Raw genomic sequence first — 19128 nt, 5'->3', positions numbered from 1 at the left:
GGCTCTGCCTGCTGGTCGTTTAGATAAAAAAATAGGCCTGTCTCTTTTCAGATAAATAGACCTGTTTTTTAAAACCTGTTACCAGATGGAGATTCGTTTTTCAGATGATAAATACATCTTGTCCCCTTCTTTAATCTCAAAAGCTTCATAGAAACTTTGCTGATTACGGACAGCGCCATTGCCACGTACATGACCTGGTGCATGGCTGGCAAGGTTTAGACTATTTAACAGATATTCAGGATTACTTTTACTACGCCAGACTTGTGCCCAGCCTATATAAAAACGCTGATCTCCACTAAAGCCATCAATGACAGGTGCTGGCTGACCCTTGAGCGATAACTTGTAAGCCATATGAGCGATCCCTAAGCCCAAGTTGTCAGAGATATTTTCACTTTTATTTAATTCCGCATTCACCTTATGCCCTGGGAGAGCTTCGTATTGTTTATATTGCTCGACTAAGGCTTTGGTGCGTTCATTGAATTTTTTACGGTCGCGCTCGTTCCAGGTTTCTTCACCCTTGCCTTTGGCATCGAACCGACTTCCTCTATCGTCAAAACCGTGGCTAATTTCATGTGCGATAACAGCCCCTATGGTACCATAATTCACTGCAGGATCATGACTATCATCATAATAAAATGGCGCCTGCCAGATGGCCGCAGGTAATACGATTTCATTGAGCTTGACGTTATAGTAAGCATTGGCTGTTTGTGGCGACATGTGCCAGGCTTCTGGATCAATCGGCTCTCCCACCTGATCCAGTTCACGCTGGTAATTGAACAGCCGGGTCCGCTGGATATTACCAATCAGATCATCTTTACGAATCTCTAGGGCTGAATAATCCCGCCATGTTTTCGGATAGCCGATTTTAATATTGATGCTGTCCAGTTTATGCCGTACTTGTTTTTTGGTATCCGAACCCATCCAGTCCGCCTGATCCAGTTTCAGATGAAAGGCTTTACGGACGTTTTCTATCATTTCCAGCATGGCCGGGCGCTGGCTTTCATTAAAGTGCTTTTCTACATAAAGCTTGCCAAGCACATTACCTAAAATATCGTTAGTGAGTTCCAGAGCGGACTCTTTCCGTGGAGAACGTGCTTGTACACCCTCTAGCGCTTTGTCATAAAATTCAAAATGATGATTTTGAAAAACTTCTGTTAAAAATGGTGAATAACTATTGATCATGTTGAATTTCAAATAGGTTTGCCAGGTTTCAATTGGAACCACCTTCCATAACTGATCCAGCTGACGCAAATAATTAATCTGCGAGATCGCAACCTCTTTTCTTGCACCTTTTAAGCCCAGTTCTGAGAAATAATTCATCCAGTCAAAAGAAGGCATATAGTTAATGATATTTTTAGTCTCAACGAGATAGGTTCTCACCTCATCATTGCGTAGCTCCACAGCGGACCAGCTAATTTTTGCCAGTGCCTTTTCCAAAGCCAGGATAGTGCGAGCATCTTCAATCGGCTTAGGCTGACCGGCAAAATTCAGGGTATTGGCGATATAAAGCAGATAAGTATTGCGAATTTCCTGTTGTCGAGGCTGCTCACTCAGGTAAAAATCACGATCAGGCATCCCCAAGCCACCTTGCCCTACATACATCATAGCCTTGGAAGAAGCTTTACGGTCCTGATAAAAACGGGTAGAGAAGGGCAAATTCAGATTGATTTTTTCTGCATAGGCAAAAAACTCTGCCAGATCTTTTTTGGTCTTGATACTTTCAATCCGCTGTAGGTCTTGTTGCAATGCCTCAAGCCCAAGTTGTTCCAGCCGATCGGTATCCATATAACTGGCATAGAGATCTGCGACCTTTTGTTCATTGCTACCTTGCGGATACTGTTCTTTAGCCAGCTCATTAAAAATGTCAAATAACTGCTGGGTTGATTTCATACTCACTTCAGCAAATGCACCCGACAATGCCTGATCTTCTGGAATCTTTACGGTTTTCAGCCAGTTTCCATTCACGAATTGATAAAAATCCTGCTTTGGATCAACCGTCCGATCAATCGCATTCAGATCAATTGCCGATTTTAATGAAGTTGTACTCACTGCATAACTCACAGACGAATGTAGAAATGCACCCACAAGAATCAAATGACTTAAAATACGTTTTCTCAAGCGATAAATCTCATTATTGTGTATGTTAAAAATCAATTAGTTTTTCTTGCTCAGTCCATAAGCACAAAACTGATAATTTTTAAGCAAAAGATATACCAATAATTTCTAGAATATGCCGTTGAATTAGCTTGTATTTAACAGGAGATATAGAAGAGAAAATCTGAGATGGCGATGGGAGATTCACTGTGAAATAAGGTTCGATTTGCAACCTAATACTAATTAATAGTTATTCCTATCAATAGGATAACTATTTATCTTCTATCATTGGTATTCGAAAGAAAAATATTACTTTTAAGTTCGCCTATGCTTAAGAAATACTTTTTTCAATATCACCAATCCTTAAAGTAGATGACTTTTCATGTGCATCTACTCTGCTAAATAAATGATCAAACTGCATGTGAAAATAATAGACTTATTTTAACTGTCTCAACTTATTCTTCGCCCCAGTATGGTTATAGTTGGTGGCCAGATTCTGCAGTACTCGTTTGGCCTGAACCTTGGAATTTGGAATACGGTTAGCATAGACTGGAATACTGCTTAAACAGCGTGCCACTAACATACCTGATTCAGTATAGACACGTGTTCCTTCTGTACCCTGTAATTTGCCATAGTTATAGGCACGCTGGGCATTATTGCAGGCATTGTTCAGGTTCTTACCGCTATTGATATCACGACGTGCAGCTACATACAATTTCATCTGTTGCTGTTGTGGCGTTTCGATACTAGTTGTACGAGCAGCAGGGACAGCAACCACTGTCGGTTCAACAGCAGGTATTTTTATTTCTTTCTTATCGGCTTCTTTTTTATCTAATTCCTTTTTCTCATCTTTGACTGAGGTTTTGGCTGCATTCTTCTCGACAATTTTATTAGACTTAGTCGTAGTCTTATGGCCCTGATAGAAATGACGCGCTTCAGCTGGGCTTTGAAGTTTGCTCAGGATCCGGACTACACGGGTAGTATTATTCTTATCTAGCTGACGTTCAGCAATCGGCTCAATAGAAACAATCCAGTTTTGCCCTTGAGGCATTGTACATTGATAGGCACCAATGCCTTGGGTGACATAACGGTTTTTGCTTAAACGGTTCTTCTGGGCAGAATCTTTTACTGAAGCTAACTGGCTTTTGTATAACAGAGAAAACTTGCCGCCCTGTTCATGACAGTACTGGCTTAAAGTGGTTCGTGGATAGAGGGATTGTGGCTCTAAATGCTGCTTGGATTTTTCCCATGAATAAACATATTCTTTTGCCGAACCGTCAGCTTGATTCAGGTTTCTTTTAACGATCAGTTCTTGAGGACTTGCATAAGGATGCTGCATATCTGATTTCATTTGCTGAATACTGTTACATCCAGCCAGACTTGCTACACATATTGTTGGAATTATTAATTTTAGCTTCACTGCTTATCTCCCCCAGGCCTCTATAACATATAGCAAATATGCTAAAACAACAATCTCAACAGATTGATAAATATAAAAATATAGCGAGACCTATCACTAAAAATGAGGAATAGAGTGCCTAATTCATCTAGCTTAAAACCAAATAAATTGATCAAATTAACATTCTTCAATATCAATAAATACGTTGGATTACTCATCAATTGAAAGATGAAGCAGTAGAAAAAAGATATTAAAAAAACCGAAGAAACGGATCAGTTCTCCGGTTACTCATTCAACAAAAATTAGAGATATTATTATCATGTATGATAACGGCAATTATGCTCTCTATCGCTGTCTGAATGAGATTATAATTTGAATAATTTCCTTTACGTACACTAATTGTTTTTATACGCCATATTATTGGAAATTAAATACCACCCTGGCTGGCCTTTAAAATTCTAGACAAAAAAAATAGCTTGAATACCCTAATACTGGGATGTTTGGGTACCACTCATCCTATTTTTTTGTACTTCTGCAGATCGTAATTTTCAACTTGATGTTGAATAAAAATTAATCAATAAAAAAGCCAAACCTGTGCTGGTCTGGCTTTTAAAATTGTCTATGAATGTAAGAAAAAATTAATCGAGATGGGATTCAAATGCTTTCAAACGTTTATAGATGGAGAGCAATTCAATAATCGTAGGCCAGGATAAAATCAGATACTGGAAAGACTCACGAACCTTACCGAAAACATTCAGGATCTGCATCATCAAACCGAGTGTAATCGCACCCGCGGCAATACTTGGAAACAAAATAAATAATCCGTAAATATTGTCCAGTTGTAGATACCAGATACGAACCATATTGAAATAGGCATAGTGGAAATACAAACGGAAATAATTCTTACGTACCCGGCTAAACAGTTCTTGCAAGGTAAGCGGGTGAGCACGATCAGCATAATCTTCACCATAAACCAGCTCTTTACGATAAGCCGCTTCAACTTTCTGATTATTGAATTCCAGTCCAGGGAGTTTCATTCCGACAATCATTAAAATCACAGTTCCCATAACTGCCCAACCGATCGACGCCCACATTAATGCATGCGGTATTTCACCGACAATCGGCAGTACTTTTACATGACTCGATAATTCATACAGGATTGGCAGGAAAGCCATTAATAGCATCAGAGATTCAATAAGTGAGACACTCAGCTGTTCCGTAGTTTTGGAAAAACGCATGGTATCTTCCTGAATACGCTGTGACGCCCCTTCAATATGACGTAACTTTTCCCAATGCGCCGTATAGTAGTCATTCATCGCTGTACGCCAGCGGAATACATAATGACTGACAAAGAACAGGTTAAACACCGCCAGCGTGACATAGACCATGGCAATATAAATAAAGGTCAATGCACCTTGATATAATAGGCTGACATCTCCGCCCCCTTGGGTAAGCATATTCTGGATCTGGTCATAGAACGGGCTATACCATTCATTTAAGACGACATTAACCTGCACCCCAAACCAGATATTGAACAGGATAAAGGCCGAGCCCCACACGGACCAGCGCTGCCAGGGATGTTTCGCTTTAAAATACCAGAAGGTAGCGAATATCGCGGTACTTACAAAAAACCAGAGATAGAACCAGAGAAATTTTGGCGCCCAGAAACGGCTGATTCCTATCGGCATTTTAAGATCATGATAACCTTCAGTCATACCTAAATAGACACCCCAGCCTGATCCACCACTATGCCAAAGGCCAAGATTGATCAGAAACCACAGTACCAGACTACTAAAAAACCACACTGGTTGTGGAAAAAATGACTTAAACATTGGGGCTTAATTCTCCTTATAGATGTACGGGTCATCCAAATGACGCACAGTTTATTCTTATTTTCAGACTTTCAACGAACTGCAGCATAAATTTGCAATTCAATGTAAAAAATTACATACAAACACAAAATCGCTAAAGCCAAATTAATATCAGATTATATGATTCTTGCTTTAATAGTAGCGCATAACGTATGCAATAGAATGAAGGAGATCATGACTGGCCTGTCAAAAAGTGACAAGTAGATATTGCGCTAGATTGACTATTTGACGCCGTTTGTCTTTTTCTCTTCTTTTCGTCGGTAAATGGACTAAAAATGTTCGAGTTTAAGAAACACAAATCGTTTGAAAGTTAAATCTTAATCTTTAGCTCTTTAATTTACTGGATTAAGCGCTTTTTAAGAAAAAACTGATCGACTTGTTGACTTATGTCTCGGTTTTTCAAAAATTAGTTAAATTTGCAAAAATCATGTTAAGATTAAAAAACAGCGAAGTATCAATATTTGGGAATAAAAATATGGAAAGTTCTGTGATTGAATTACTTAAGCCAGTGACCTTGGAAAAGGAAAACTGTCACCCGATTATTTTTGAAGCTGGTACTGTTTTAAAAGTTGTGATGCAAACGCCTACCAGCCTTTTAGTTAGTAATGATGATGACTTTAACTTTACTATTCCATTGAAAGATGAGAACGATGTTTGGAGAGAGCTATAAGCACTCTGCTCTCCTCTTTATGGGGTTATGTCTACACCTAGTCTCTCAACGATATAACCCTAACTCTTCTATGTAGCACCAAGATTTTATAATTTATACTTCCTTTCAAAACCGGCTTTAATAAAAAATTAATAGGCTGCGCTATATTTCTATTTTATATTAAATGTGTTTTCAAATATTTCTAATTTAATGCCTATTATTTAATAGAAAGCTGATGAATTAATTTCTAAAAATATAAATCAAAACCATTTTTCACATTAAATAATCAAAAGAGTCTTATTTATAGCACTCAAAATTACTCAATCACTTAATATGCACAACCTTAAATATCATTATTAATATATTAAAAATCACTGAAAAATTATTTTACAAATATACAAAGAATATCAATCTTTCCTACTGAATATTTCCAAATTTTACAAAGTAACTTTACATGTCAAAAGTGTTTCTTTTCTGCGCCTAACGCCATTTTGAAAAATAGAATATGTTATAAAAATAATTAGATTAAAAATCACACAGTTTAACTCTAATTTTTAATCTACTTTATATCATGTACTTAGGTGGATTTATGTCAGACATACATAGGGAACAAAATTTAGAAGATTCATCTAGCTCATCTTATATATCGCCAAAGATGATTTTAAATGATTGCAACCTGAATATGGACTCAAATCAGGTTGTTTTATTTCTTGATATTGACGGAACAATCTCTGAATTTCACCCAGATCCAGATAAAAGTATAATTCATCCTGAAATTATAAATATATTGAAAAATTTACAACAATATATTCAGCTGATATTAGTTACTGGTCGTTCGATTTTACAAGCACAAAAACTTATTCACCCTCTGCAATGGAATATCGCTGGATCACATGGTCTGGAATTAATCTATCAAGCTGATTTAAAGACATTAATCTCTTTAAATAAGCCGCAGCTACAAGCCCTAAAACAATATATTCAGGAACAGGCAGTTCAAATCCCTGATTTGCGGATCGAGGTTAAAGATTATTCTGTTGCGCTACATTTTCGTGAACATCCTCAACTAGAAGATCGCGTACATGCTTTTGCGCTGGAATGTCTCAACCAGTTTTCCGACTTTGAGTTAAAAGCTGGCAAGTATGTTTTTGAACTGGTGCCCAAAGGCGCCAATAAAGGTTCAGCGATTCAACAGATTATTCAGCAATACCATCTCACTGATCATTATCACATGTTTATTGGTGATGACCTGACCGATGAAGCCGGATTCAAGGTCATCAATGCCCTTCACGGCTGCTCAATCAAAGTAGGCCTTGGCCAGACCCTGGCACGGTACAGACTGGAAAATGTCTCTCAAGTTCAGGCCTTCCTGAAAGAATTTTTAAATGTAATTGAAGTACAAGAACAACAACGATTGGAGAAATCACATGTCTAAACTCATTGTGTTATCAAACCGTGTGAATCTACCTAACCCAGAAAGTATGAAGGCTGGTGGATTGGCTGTTGCATTGCAGGATGCATTGCAAGATATAGGCGGTATCTGGGTTGGATGGAATGGCTCCAGAGTTGACCAGAACAAGGAACAGAAATTTCAGATTCTGAAACATCAGAATGTGGAATATCATACCAGTGCACTGAGCGAAGCCCAGTACCAGGGTTATTATTGTGGTTTCTCTAATAATGCCTTATGGCCATTAATGCATGACCAGCATCAACGTGTTGAATATCAGCCACAGGATTTTAAAACCTATAAAGATGTCAATTTGCGTTTTGCCAAACACCTGAAACAGGTGGCTTCACCGCATGACATCATCTGGATTCATGATTATCATTTCCTGAGTGTGGCGCATTACTGTCGTAAATTAGGCATGCGCAACCGGATTGGATTCTTCCTGCACATTCCTTTCCCGGAACTGAAACTTTGGCAAACGCTGCCTCCTTATCAGGAACTGGCCCGACACCTGGCAGATTTTGATGTCATCGGTCTGCAAACTCCACGCGATCAGGCCAACTGTATTGATTTCCTGGAACAGGTATTAAATATCCAGCATCGCAATGATGAAATCCTGAGTTATCAGTCTAAACGGATTTATGTGAAGGCTTATCCAATCGGTGTACATCCGGCACAAATTCAGAAGCAGGCTGCTGAGAGTCAAGTCACTGACCTGCCCTTTGATCTGGGTAAAGCACATGCCCATAAGACTATTATTTCGGTTGACCGGATTGACTACAGTAAAGGGCTACTGGAGAAAATTCATGCATTCCAGGAGTTGCTGGATGAACAACCTGAATTTAAAAATCAGTTCCAGCAATTACAGATTGCCTGCCCATGCCGACTGGATGTGAACAGCTATAGAAAACTCTATGAACAGTTCCAGGCTGCGGTGCAGAATTTAAACCATCAGCATGGCAATGCAAACTGGCTGCCTTTTGACTGTAGCTATGACACTTTGGGTCATGAAGCCCTAATGCAGCTCTACCGTAAGGCAGATATTTGCTGGGTGAATTCAATCCGTGACGGGATGAATCTGGTGGCCAAAGAATATATTGCTGCGCAAGACCCGCTAGATCCTGGCGTATTAATTCTGTCTAAATATGCCGGGGCTGCCGAGCAAATGAAAGAAGCCTTACTGGTCGATCCTTATGATCAGGACAGTATGGCCAAAGCCTTGAAAAGAGCCTTGCGTATGCCTAAGTCGGAACGTTTGGAACGTTACCGCTATTTACAGCAAGGCTTGAAGAATTTCGATATCATTCGCTGGCGTGATCAGTTCCTGTCTGATCTGAAAAAATCACAAAGCTTGCGAATTTATCGACCAGTGGCCAAAGGCATTTCGACCCAGTTCAATATGCATGCCTAAGGTCTGAAAGCCCATAAAAAAACACCAGCTTTATGCTGGTGTTTTGTGGTCTAGGCCGGCAATAAGACCTTCTGCTTTTTCTGATTCTTTGTGACCGGCAGTCAGATGGTTCAGGACTACAATGCTCATTAAAGCAACTGCGATGACTGTAAACACTAAACGTAAGCCGATAATTTCACTACCGAAACCTACCAGCGCTGGCCCGATCAATGAACCGGTATAAGCAAATACCGATACATAAGATAATGCTACATGAGAAGCCATAGATTTTTGGCGGCCTGCACGAGAGAACATTAACGGAACGATGTTGGCGCTACCTAGACCCAAGATCGCATAACCAGTTAAAACGACTTGCCATACTGGTGCAAAGATCACCATAAATAGGCCTGCTGCAGCCAGCAAAGCACTTAGTAAGATAGTAGTTTTTTCACCCAAGCTTTGAATGATGAGATGACCGCTAAAACGTCCAAGCACCATCAAGCCAGCAAAGAAACTATAAGCCAGACCGGTATGCGCTGCAGGTACGTTAAACTGGGTTGCCAGATAAATACCGCTCCAGTCCATCGCTGCACCTTCAGACAGGAAGGATACAAAACAGATCAGGCCAATACCTAAAATTGCGAATGTTGGTAGCGCTTTTTTCGCAGGTTTTGCTGTAGTTGTATTAGTTTCTTCTGTAGTTGATGACTGACCACCCAAGCAAAATGGAATTGCCAGCATCGCAATCGCAAGCAACATTACACTTACAACCAGTGCGCCAGTTAAAGGTGCCAGACCAAATCCCATTAACGTGGTCATGCCCAATACACCAACCAGACCACCCAAGCTACATACGCCATGGAAACCCGACATCAAGCTTTTATCCATGAGTTTTTCAATCTGGGCAGCCTGAATATTTACGGTTACCCCCAAAGCACCAGCACTGGCGCCAAAGAAAAACAGGGTAATTGCCATCATCAAGCTGGTAGGACTAATCGCTAGCGCTGGCAAGATGAACAGAAATGCAGCCAGAATAACAGCCAGTACTGTACGGCAACCAAACTTGCTCGCCATACGACCTGCCAATGGCATGGCCAGCATTGAGCCAACTCCGGCACATAGCAAAAGTAAACCAAAGTCAGCATGGTTCAGCAATAAGCGCTGCTGCGCATAAGGAATTAATGGTGCCCAGGCAGCTGTACTAAAACCTAGACTAAAAAAACACAGTGCAGTGGCGATTTTCTGCCAGAGATACGGTGATGGAGACTGAAGACGAGAAATTAGCTGTGAATTTAACATTGTCATTCCAAAAGAAAGAGCTCAGGCATCCATTACCGATCATCCATAGAAAAACCCCGCGGACTTATAGCTGAAAAATATAAGTAGCAGGGCTTAATTTGTGTGAATTATAAACAGAATTTTTCTAAATGAAATAGCTTTTAGAAATGAATTTTTAAATTTTTTACAAGTAATTGATTGTATAAAATTTATAATTTTATAGTTTTATTTGTATATGCTGATCGGTTTTTTCATTGCTTCCTGTAACTCAAGATTTTGTAAAAAACAGGCGAAACCTTCAGCAACTTTTGACTGTAGCCGACTACTGGTTGTTACCCTTAATTGATTGGACCAGGTAATATTGACTCCTGCCTGTTGTAAACGGCGAACAAAGTCGACATCTTCATGACAATCTAACTGGTTAAACCCATCAAAATTATTATATATACTTGTTTTAAAACATAAGTTTGCACCATGAATATGCCGATGATCCATTTTGTCCTGATAGTGACCTAAATATTTCAATCGGGCTTCCAGGCTAAAATTTTTCCATTCGTCCACTTCAACGACCCCACAAATTGCGTCAGTGGGTTGGTGCTGCCACATGACCTTGAACCAGTCCTCCTGAACATATGAATCCGCATCGGTACAACAGATCCAGTCGCATCCTTGTTCAATTACTTTTTGAATTCCTAAATGACGGGTCTTACCCACCGAACGAAAGTCACAACTAATGACTTCTACCCCCAGTTGCACGGTTTTGATCGCGGTTTGATCGGTACAACTGTCTAAGACAACTAAAATCTTAATCTCGGGAATATTTCCAGATGAACCAAGGTATTGATAAAATTCAAATTGTGCTTTTTTTAAGGCCAGCAGGCAACGTTCTATATAGGCTTCTTCATTACAGGCAGGAATGACCACACCAATTTTATTCATTTAAGGCCCTCTTGCTCTGCCACAGACTGTGGGCTATTTATCCAGACATCAACCAGAAAATCAGGTTCCTGAAGTTGTGAACATTTTTTATAAGGCAGGTGAGTATTTAGATGGTCATGAGTATCATCACCAGTAAAGCTAAAACCTGAAATCGGTGCCCGCCAGTGACAAGCCAGAATACAGCCTTCTGCATCAAGGGCGTGCTGCAACCAGTGGGTCAATTTCTCTAAAGCGGCCTGATCCAGATAATATAAAACTTCACTCAGCACAATTAGCTGAAACTTACGCTCTGGCAAGTCTTCCGGAACAACGCCTTGGATAAAATTGACATGAGAATAATCTTGCAGACGTTGTTGCGCTAGCTGGATCGCTGTCGTATTGGCATCCAGACAGATGAGTTCTCCGGTATGAGGAGCTAGTTCCTGACTTAGCATGCCATTACTGCAACCAATTTCTATGGCAGATTCAAAATGCAGTTTGGGCAAGAGCGCTTTACAAATTTGACGTTTACGCTGTTCATACCAGCGCTGTTCATAATGCCATGGATCTCCTTGGTTCAGGGCATACAGAGCATCAAAATAGGCATGATCATAGGTTGATTTACTGTTCATACAGATAAACCTCCCATGGCTGTAAAACACGCTCTAATGCATGCTCAGGAACAATCGGTGCCTGTTCTGTCGTCGGATCATTCTCAAGCTGACTCTTAAAACATCGTGCAGCTCGGGCTTTACATTTTAATTCTTCATCTGTCAGCCTGAGTTTGTGCGCAACAGTCCACGGAATTCTGGTATCTCCTGGTGTAGCCCAGTGCCATGCCCAGATTAGAACCTGAATATATGGTAACTGTAGCTCAGTGGCGAGTTGCTGGACGACCTGCCCGGTTATTTCATGATCTGGATGTCCATCATGAACAAAAGTCGTGACCAATACATCATTAGGCTGCAAATACGAATGCAATTGCTGTTTGAGCAAATCTCGCTGCTCAGCCACTTTTCCATCCTGAATATCCAAAGCAATCCGAAGAACCGACTGTTCTAAGGACAATTCTTCCAGAGCCTGACGCGTTTCTGCTGGACGAATCTGGTTCAGTTCTTCTGGCGTATACAGACTCGAACCAGGATGACTGGCCGTACCATTGGTCACTGCAAACAGTACAATCTTATAGCCGAGTTTATCCAGACGTTGCATCAGTCCGCCACATCCCAGAATTTCATCATCCGGATGCGGTGCCACAATACAGACTCTGGCATCTGCAGGAATTACATTGGAAATATTAAATTCTGGTATCTGTTGCAGTATTTCGCAGTTACGCCATTCTTCCACCCGTGTCCCCTCCCCATGGATCACACGATCTTCGACAATCTCATGTTTTAAAGTGCCCATAGTTCTTCCTCCTGTGCGCTTAGTTCTCCAATACGCTCAAGATCAAAGGCAGCATGGCTTTGACGGATAAATACCGGCAGATCTGCTGCGAGCTGGGCAAAATAAGAATTGGTACAATAAGGCGATGCGCCAAGTGCTTTTCCGACCTGGTTCAGTACATTTAATGCAGTGGCTTCAACCTGCGCACGCAAAGCCTGAATCTGAAGTTGATGAGGAAATTTAGGTTGCTGGTCAATCAATTCTGCAACCCGATAAAACAAAGCCTGAGTAGCTAAAAGATCACGGCTGATTTCACCCAGATACATGGCTTTATACATATGCGGTTTTCTTAACTGTTCCTGCTGCAGATATTCAGCAAGAGCTACTGTCGCACCATACCAGCAAGCAGCAACGCCTGCTGCTCCATGCCAGAATCCTACCCGATCCAGATATGCATGTGGATCAGCGACTTTTTTGACAGGAACCTGATTAAATTCTAGTTGTGCAGTGGATGTATGCTGCATTCCCACAGCTTGCCAGACAGTATAATCATGCTGAATACCAGGCTGCTGCATATCTATAATTAGCAATTGAGAGTGATTTTGTTCATCCCGATAAGTCAGTAAGCCTGTCTCTACCCAGCTAGAAGCGGAACACCAGGTCTTAATGCCAGTCAGCTTATCTTCATTCAGCTGCAATGGTTGAGGCCCGCCTTCTGCTGCCCAGACTGCCCAAAGCTGATGAGGATGTGCCGGAATATTTAATTCATGCAGAATCGCAATTGCATCCAGATGCGACTCAAATATTTTGCCCAGACTTAAATTGGTTGCCGAGATCTGGCTTAAAATTTGCCAGCGTTTTAAAGTTTCCCCTGATGCAGGAAAAGGAACCTGATCCGAAAGTTGCACCAGTTCCTTCAAAGTCGTTTGAATATTTTCTTTAGGTTCTAATGATGAATTTTTAAATCTTTCTAATATTGAACTGAGGTCCATAAAAGTGCTTCCTCAAAAATATCGATATTGTGGTCATTTGATGAAAGCCAGTTAAGGAAAAAGTCTTTTCATCTGTTTTAAACGGGTCATCAGTCCTAGTACCTTACGGCGTGCCATAATTTCTTCTTCACTAAAAGGCAATTTTTCTCTAAGTTGACTCATAGGTAAATGGTTATGTTCGATCAGATAAATATCCTGTTCCCTGCTCCATTGCGCATTTTGTATCTGTGCCAGTAATTTTTTAGGATCTGGTCTCGCCATAAAAGTTTTATTCCTTGAAATAGAGAATAGAAGCCGAAGCTTCTATTCTCATGGTATTTATGCAGGAATTGTTTCTGAGATCAATTCACGCGCCCAAACACGATGATTCATGATCAAGGTCTTAAAGGTGTCTTGCACTGTTTCGAACTGCGAATTCGCCAAAGTACCTTCATCACTGATCAGTTTTAGATCTTCAATCAGCTGACCTTTATCTCCCAGGAAGACAATCGGTTTCAGGTGCTTATAAGCTTCAAGCAGATAGTGAGTCGCGATACCATCTTTCAGCACCATGTCATAGTTATCACCATCGACAATAACCACAGCATCATAGGCAATCGACGGTTCAGCTTTCTGCATACCATCAGATGGGATCACTGTACCTTGCTGGCTCAGAACTGGTCCTGGACGAGGTGTTAACACATCAGCCACAGCACTCTCTGATTCAGCCCAAGCCTGTACAGCTTTAATACTGGCTTCATTGGCTTTGTCATGTGCCAGAATTGCGATTTTACGTGCCTTAATATCGGCAGGTTTAAACGCTTCAAAAGACAGACGCTTAGAAATCAGAACATCAGGCAGTTTTGCGGCTTTTTTCTCAGCTGGGATTTCAATACCTAATTGATCCGCGACCTGTTGAGCCAGCGTCAAGTCAATATTGCACAGCACTTCAAGCACTTCACGTTCACGGATATTTTGGCGCTGTACTTTACTCAGTTCGAAGACATAGGCATCAATAATATGCTTCTGCTCATGTGGTGCCTGGCTTTGATAGAATAAACGGGCATGAGTGAAGTGATCATTAAAAGACTCACTACGCTGGCGGATTTTATGACCGTCAATACGTTCCTGATAGCTTTCGAAGCCACCTGCCTGAGTCGCACCTGGTGCTTCAGCTGGCCAGTTATCATCAATCGAGTTTGGTTCGTAGTTGGCCTGTCCGGTGTGAATAAGACGTTGATGCAGGCCATCACGCTGATTGTTATGGAATGGACAAACCGGCTTATTGATTGGAATCTGATGGAAGTTTGGACCACCCAAGCGGCTCAGCTGAGTATCAGTATAAGAGAACAGTCGTGCCTGTAGTAGCGGGTCGTTGGTAAAGTCAATGCCTGGTACAACATGCCCTGGACAGAAGGCTACCTGCTCAGTTTCACCAAAGAAATAATCAACATTACGGTTCAACACCATACGGCCAATTGGAGTCACTGGAACCAGTTCTTCCGGAATGATTTTGGTTGCATCCAGTAAGTCAAAATCAAATTTCATTTCATCTTCTTCAGGAACGATCTGTACACCTAATTCCCATTCCGGGTAATTACCTGAAGCAATTGCTTCATATAGATCACGACGATGGAAATCCGGATCCTTACCTGCCAGTTTTTGCGCTTCATCCCATACCAGCTGTGTCAGACCTTGTTTAGGCGTCCAGTGGAACTTCACAAAAACAGCTTTATTTTCAGCATTAATTAAACGGAAGGTATGCACACCAAAACCTTGAATAGATCGTAAATTACGTGGAATTGCACGATCCGACATTGCCCACATCACCGCATGTGCAGATTCAGGTACAAGAGAGACAAAGTCCCAGAAAGTATCATGTGCTGACGCACCTGATGGAATCTCGGTTTGTGGTTCAGGTTTCAGCGCATGGACAAAATCAGGAAACTTGATGCCATCCTGAATAAAGAACACTGGCGCATCATTAGCCACCAGGTCGAAGTTACCTTCATCCGTATAAAACTTGGTCGCAAAACCACGAATATCACGTACCGTATCTGCTGAACCGCGAGGACCTTGTACTGTAGAGAATCGAACAAAGACTGGAGTCTGAGCACCGGTATTGATTAAAAACCCGGCTTTAGTCCATTTTTCATTGCCTGGATAAGCTTCAAAAAAACCATGTGCCCCAACACCACGTGCATGCACAATTCGCTCTGGAATACGCTCATGGTCAAAATGGGTAATCTTTTCACGGAGAATAAAATCCTCCATTAAAGTTGCTCCACGAACGCCCGCTTTTAAACTGTTCTGGTTATCCGAAATCTTGACACCTTGGTTGGTAGTCAGTGCCTGTTCGGTTGAGTCGCTACGATATGCATCAAGCTGCTCACTTTTTTTATTGGTATTCTGCTTATCTAAACCATTTTTACCTGTGGCTGGACTGTTCGCCTTAATTTTCATGACATTTTCCTTGCTGATCTTGAGTTTAGTGAAGTCTTTTTTGCCTATCTCAAATTCGCTTGAGTTTTATTCAACATCTTGCCGTTCTTACAGAAAAATAAAGTTCCACTTTTATCTGTATGTGGTGAGCTGTTGCTGAGTATGAAGATCTTTTTATTGATTTCGTCTGTATCCCTAACATAACGAGATTTGACGAATACATTGCTGAGTCTTTGTAGTGGCTTGTTTAATAAAGGCACAGTTCTGTTATTTTTCTTAACTACACAGTTTTTTTTTTACCGAGTAAAGATCACAAAGTTCGAAAAATTTAAAGCTGATAGTTTTTACTAAAAGATAAAATCATGAAACAAAGGCTTAATCATCTAAAAGTGAAAACAAGTTTTTAAAAAAACTGATCCAGACATTTGAGTTTTATAAGGTAAAATTAATTTCTTTATACAGTTACAATCCTGTCACCAGGCTATACAGAACGCCTAAACTTATATCTTTGCCCGTCCTATAAACTATATAACTCAGAAGTACTTAAGTTATTTCCACATATAAATAGTGGCAAAAATCTATTTCATATAAAAGGTCATACTGCCAAGATTTCTTATCTTTTCAGCCATGACTGGCAAACTTCTATTTTAAAAGATATCTCTCTACAAAATTGTTAAGGAGTAAAACATGGGCTCTTCAGAAAAAAATGCTAAAGCTATGAAAATTGATATTGGTATTTCTTACGAAGACCGTGCCAAAATCGTCGAAGGTCTATCTAAATTATTGGCAGACAGCTATACCCTCTATTTAATGACCCACAACTTTCACTGGAATGTCACCGGACCACAGTTCAATAGTCTGCACAGTATGTTTATGACCCAATATACCGAACAGTGGAATGCTCTTGATCTGATTGCAGAACGTATCCGAGCCTTAGGCTTTGCCGCACCCGGCACTTACCAGCAATTTGTTAAGCTGACTGCTATTAAAGAAGTAGAAGGTGTACCAGACGCCCAAGAAATGTTGCGTTTATTGGTAAATGCTCATGAAACGGTAGCTCGTACCGCACGCAATCTTTTTGAAGTTGTTGATGAAGTCAACGATCAACCGACTGCAGATTTAATCACGCAACGTCTTGATGTGCATGAAAAAACAGCCTGGATGTTACGAAGTACTTTAGAGTAATTAATTTTTCTCATTAAGAAAACAACTGTAAAATCAGAAAATTAGCTTTTCCTAAAATAAATAAGTGTTCAAATTTAATTGATATCCTTTTGAGCACTTATTTATCCCACTTTTCACCCTATAGTGAAGGCTTTGAAAAATAAATATTTACCTTTTAAAAGATTATTTTTAATCAATAAATCTTTATTTATTATCTATTTAATTATATTAGGCTAGATAGAAAATTTAGCTTTTAAGTAAAATTTTCTTATATTATAAAAATATAATTTTTACTAAATCAGTATTTTATTATTTTTTTGATCTTAGGCTTTTTCCATATCTTTTAAATATATTGAAAAAATGGACCAAACCATTTCTGCTTACAAAATAAGCAACAGATTAAGCTTCAAAAATGCTTACAAACTGAATATTATTCATCTAAAATAGAGAACCACATCACATAATATAATTATTGAAATATATTGTATACATTTTGTATTTCTGAAGGATTTAAGGGATTAAGTTATGAGTGTTCAAAAGTTGCTCATTTCACTCAAACTTAATTTACGTAAATTGATTTTAATCCTTTTACTTGTGAGTCTGGTGATTCTTTTTTCAATTACATTGATTGTGAGCAATGTAATTCACCGACAGCAACTGATTAATAATTCTCTTGCAACTAATTATGAGTATGCAGCTAAAGTTGCTTCTATTTCTGATTTATATTTTAAAAATATATTTAATGATTTAAGCCTCAGTGCCAATATTATTAATAATGGCTTTCATAATGAGCAGTTATTAAAAACTGAATTAAACAGATTGATTCAACAATCTAATTCTTTTAGCAGTGTTTTGATCAGCGATGCAGATGGTCATGTCATCGAATATGCGCCTGAAACCTTGAAATTAGATAAAGTTGCGATTATCCGGTCTTTGGGCTTTAGCAAATCACTCGAATCAAAGAAGCCTTATATTTCCTCACCATATTATTCATTAAAAGGTAATCTAGTCGTCCTGGTTAGTTTTCCCATCTTTGATCAGAATAATAAATACCAAGGCTTTATTGCAGGGTTTATCTATTTACATGAAGAATCCTTATTAAAGACACTTTTAAGCGAAAATTATGGTTATAAAAATAGCTATTTATATGTTTTTGATAAAGAAGATAAAATTATTTATCATCCAGAAAGAGAGAAAATTGGAAAAACATTCCAACACAATACCGGTTTAGCTTATATGGAGTCTCATAGCTCAGGAAAAATAAAATTAAACAACGATATGGGAGTTAGCGAACTAGTAAGTTTTGCAAAAATTCCTACGACTAACTGGACCGTGGTGTTTCAGCAGCCTACAGAAGATTTATTCGCCCAAGCCCGTCTTCTTGCCTACAAAGTGATTGGCACAATTTTTGTTATCTATATTATTATCTTTTTAATCATCTGGCGTATTTCAAAATTTATTACCTCTCCATTAAATGATCTTGCCAAAATGGCAAGTCATTTGAATGATCCAGGTATCACTGAAAAGATTAATCATATTAAGCCTTGGTATTTTGAAGTTTTTAAATTCAAGAAGTCCCTATTATCTAGCGTAAACGTTTTTAATCAGGAAATCGAAGAACTTAAACAGGACACTTTAACCGATCCTTTAACCGGCTTTTATAATCGCCGTGGCTTTGAACTATTTTTAAATGATTTGATTAGCAATAAAATTTATTTTGCTGTGGTGGTTTTAGATATTGACTATTTCAAGAAAATTAATGATCGTCATGGGCATGATATGGGTGATGTGGTATTAACCAAAGTTGCCGGATTCATTCGGGAAAGTTTTCGTGAACAGGATATTTGCTGTCGGGTCGGCGGTGAAGAGTTTATTATTCTTGCGCCAGTTAAAGAGATTTCACAAGCCACTAAAATTGCTGAAAGATTAAGGCACAAACTGGCATCGATTTATTTACTAGAAGTTGGTGTAGTGACTGCCTCACTTGGTATTGCACACTGGCCTTTAACTTCTTCTGATATTAAAGAAGTTTTAAAACAAGCAGATACAAATTTATATCAAGCCAAACATTTAGGGAGAAATCGTGTGGTGACAGGTGAAAAAAGTGCCTAGTAATAAT

At 39.5% G+C, this 19128-nt stretch carries 15 protein-coding genes; 5 read left to right on the top strand and 10 right to left on the bottom strand.

The window, feature by feature from the left end; translation table 11 throughout:
* Nucleotides 1-78: 78 nt before the first annotated feature.
* From RJ01_RS06205 to sbmA, 3 genes are all read right to left on the bottom strand, one after another.
* Complete coding sequence (locus tag RJ01_RS06205) at nt 79-2118, bottom strand: M13 family metallopeptidase (RefSeq protein WP_052209075.1); 2040 nt, start codon at nt 2116-2118, stop codon at nt 79-81.
* A 412-nt stretch (nt 2119-2530) separates the two neighbouring features.
* The gene (locus RJ01_RS06200; RefSeq protein ID WP_005234463.1) at nt 2531-3514 is read right to left on the bottom strand and encodes a hypothetical protein; all 984 of its coding nucleotides are present in this window, start codon (nt 3512-3514) and stop codon (nt 2531-2533) included.
* Nucleotides 3515-4131: 617 nt separating this feature from the next.
* The gene (sbmA, locus tag RJ01_RS06195) at nt 4132-5325 is read right to left on the bottom strand and encodes a peptide antibiotic transporter SbmA (RefSeq protein ID WP_034170398.1); all 1194 of its coding nucleotides are present in this window, start codon (nt 5323-5325) and stop codon (nt 4132-4134) included.
* A gap of 514 nt (nt 5326-5839) precedes the next feature.
* Here sbmA and RJ01_RS06190 point away from each other — a divergent pair.
* The 3 genes from RJ01_RS06190 (at nt 5840) to RJ01_RS06180 (ending at nt 8871) form a co-directional block, all read left to right on the top strand.
* Nucleotides 5840-6034, top strand: a complete 195-nt coding sequence (locus RJ01_RS06190) for a hypothetical protein (RefSeq protein WP_004783113.1) — start codon at nt 5840-5842, stop codon at nt 6032-6034.
* Nucleotides 6035-6602: 568 nt separating this feature from the next.
* Nucleotides 6603-7445 carry a trehalose-phosphatase gene (gene otsB, locus RJ01_RS06185; RefSeq protein WP_034170397.1) on the top strand — a complete coding sequence of 281 codons (843 nt, stop codon included), beginning with the start codon at nt 6603-6605 and terminating at the stop codon, nt 7443-7445.
* On the top strand, nt 7438-8871 hold the full coding sequence (locus RJ01_RS06180; RefSeq protein WP_034170396.1) for a trehalose-6-phosphate synthase: 1434 nt from the start codon (nt 7438-7440) through the stop codon (nt 8869-8871). Before otsB ends, RJ01_RS06180 begins: the two co-directional genes overlap by 8 nt.
* Before the next feature lie 30 nt (nt 8872-8901).
* On the opposite strand, the gene RJ01_RS06175 is transcribed toward RJ01_RS06180, so the two are convergent.
* From RJ01_RS06175 to katE, 7 genes are all read right to left on the bottom strand, one after another.
* Nucleotides 8902-10149, bottom strand: coding sequence for an MFS transporter (locus tag RJ01_RS06175; RefSeq protein ID WP_034170395.1), 1248 nt, complete (start codon nt 10147-10149; stop codon nt 8902-8904).
* 204 nt (nt 10150-10353) lie between these two features.
* Nucleotides 10354-11067, bottom strand: coding sequence for a glycosyltransferase family 2 protein (locus tag RJ01_RS06170; RefSeq protein ID WP_034170394.1), 714 nt, complete (start codon nt 11065-11067; stop codon nt 10354-10356).
* Complete coding sequence (locus RJ01_RS06165; protein ID WP_034170393.1) at nt 11064-11678, bottom strand: class I SAM-dependent methyltransferase; 615 nt, start codon at nt 11676-11678, stop codon at nt 11064-11066. Before RJ01_RS06165 ends, RJ01_RS06170 begins: the two co-directional genes overlap by 4 nt.
* Nucleotides 11668-12453 carry a PIG-L deacetylase family protein gene (locus RJ01_RS06160; RefSeq protein ID WP_034170392.1) on the bottom strand — a complete coding sequence of 262 codons (786 nt, stop codon included), beginning with the start codon at nt 12451-12453 and terminating at the stop codon, nt 11668-11670. Before RJ01_RS06160 ends, RJ01_RS06165 begins: the two co-directional genes overlap by 11 nt.
* Nucleotides 12441-13424, bottom strand: a complete 984-nt coding sequence (locus RJ01_RS06155; protein ID WP_034170391.1) for an acyl-CoA dehydrogenase — start codon at nt 13422-13424, stop codon at nt 12441-12443. Before RJ01_RS06155 ends, RJ01_RS06160 begins: the two co-directional genes overlap by 13 nt.
* Before the next feature lie 51 nt (nt 13425-13475).
* A complete protein-coding gene (locus RJ01_RS06150; protein WP_034170390.1) occupies nt 13476-13685 on the bottom strand; it encodes a hypothetical protein in 210 nt (69 codons plus the stop codon).
* 57 nt (nt 13686-13742) lie between these two features.
* Nucleotides 13743-15866: a catalase HPII gene (gene katE / locus RJ01_RS06145; RefSeq protein WP_034170389.1), complete on the bottom strand. Its 2124-nt coding sequence runs from the start codon at nt 15864-15866 to the stop codon at nt 13743-13745.
* A 666-nt stretch (nt 15867-16532) separates the two neighbouring features.
* Between katE and RJ01_RS06140 the strand changes: the two genes are divergently transcribed.
* Both RJ01_RS06140 and RJ01_RS06135 read left to right on the top strand, forming a co-directional pair.
* On the top strand, nt 16533-17030 hold the full coding sequence (locus RJ01_RS06140; protein ID WP_004783133.1) for a Dps family protein: 498 nt from the start codon (nt 16533-16535) through the stop codon (nt 17028-17030).
* Between the two features lie 504 nt (nt 17031-17534).
* A complete protein-coding gene (locus tag RJ01_RS06135; protein WP_034170388.1) occupies nt 17535-19121 on the top strand; it encodes a sensor domain-containing diguanylate cyclase in 1587 nt (528 codons plus the stop codon).
* Nucleotides 19122-19128: the final 7 nt, after the last annotated feature.

Source organism: Acinetobacter sp. YZS-X1-1 (assembly GCF_000804305.1).
Classification (GTDB): Bacteria; Pseudomonadota; Gammaproteobacteria; order Pseudomonadales; family Moraxellaceae; genus Acinetobacter; species Acinetobacter variabilis.
Note: the sequence above shows the minus strand (reverse complement) of the source record. Positions and strands in the feature narration are given on the sequence as shown.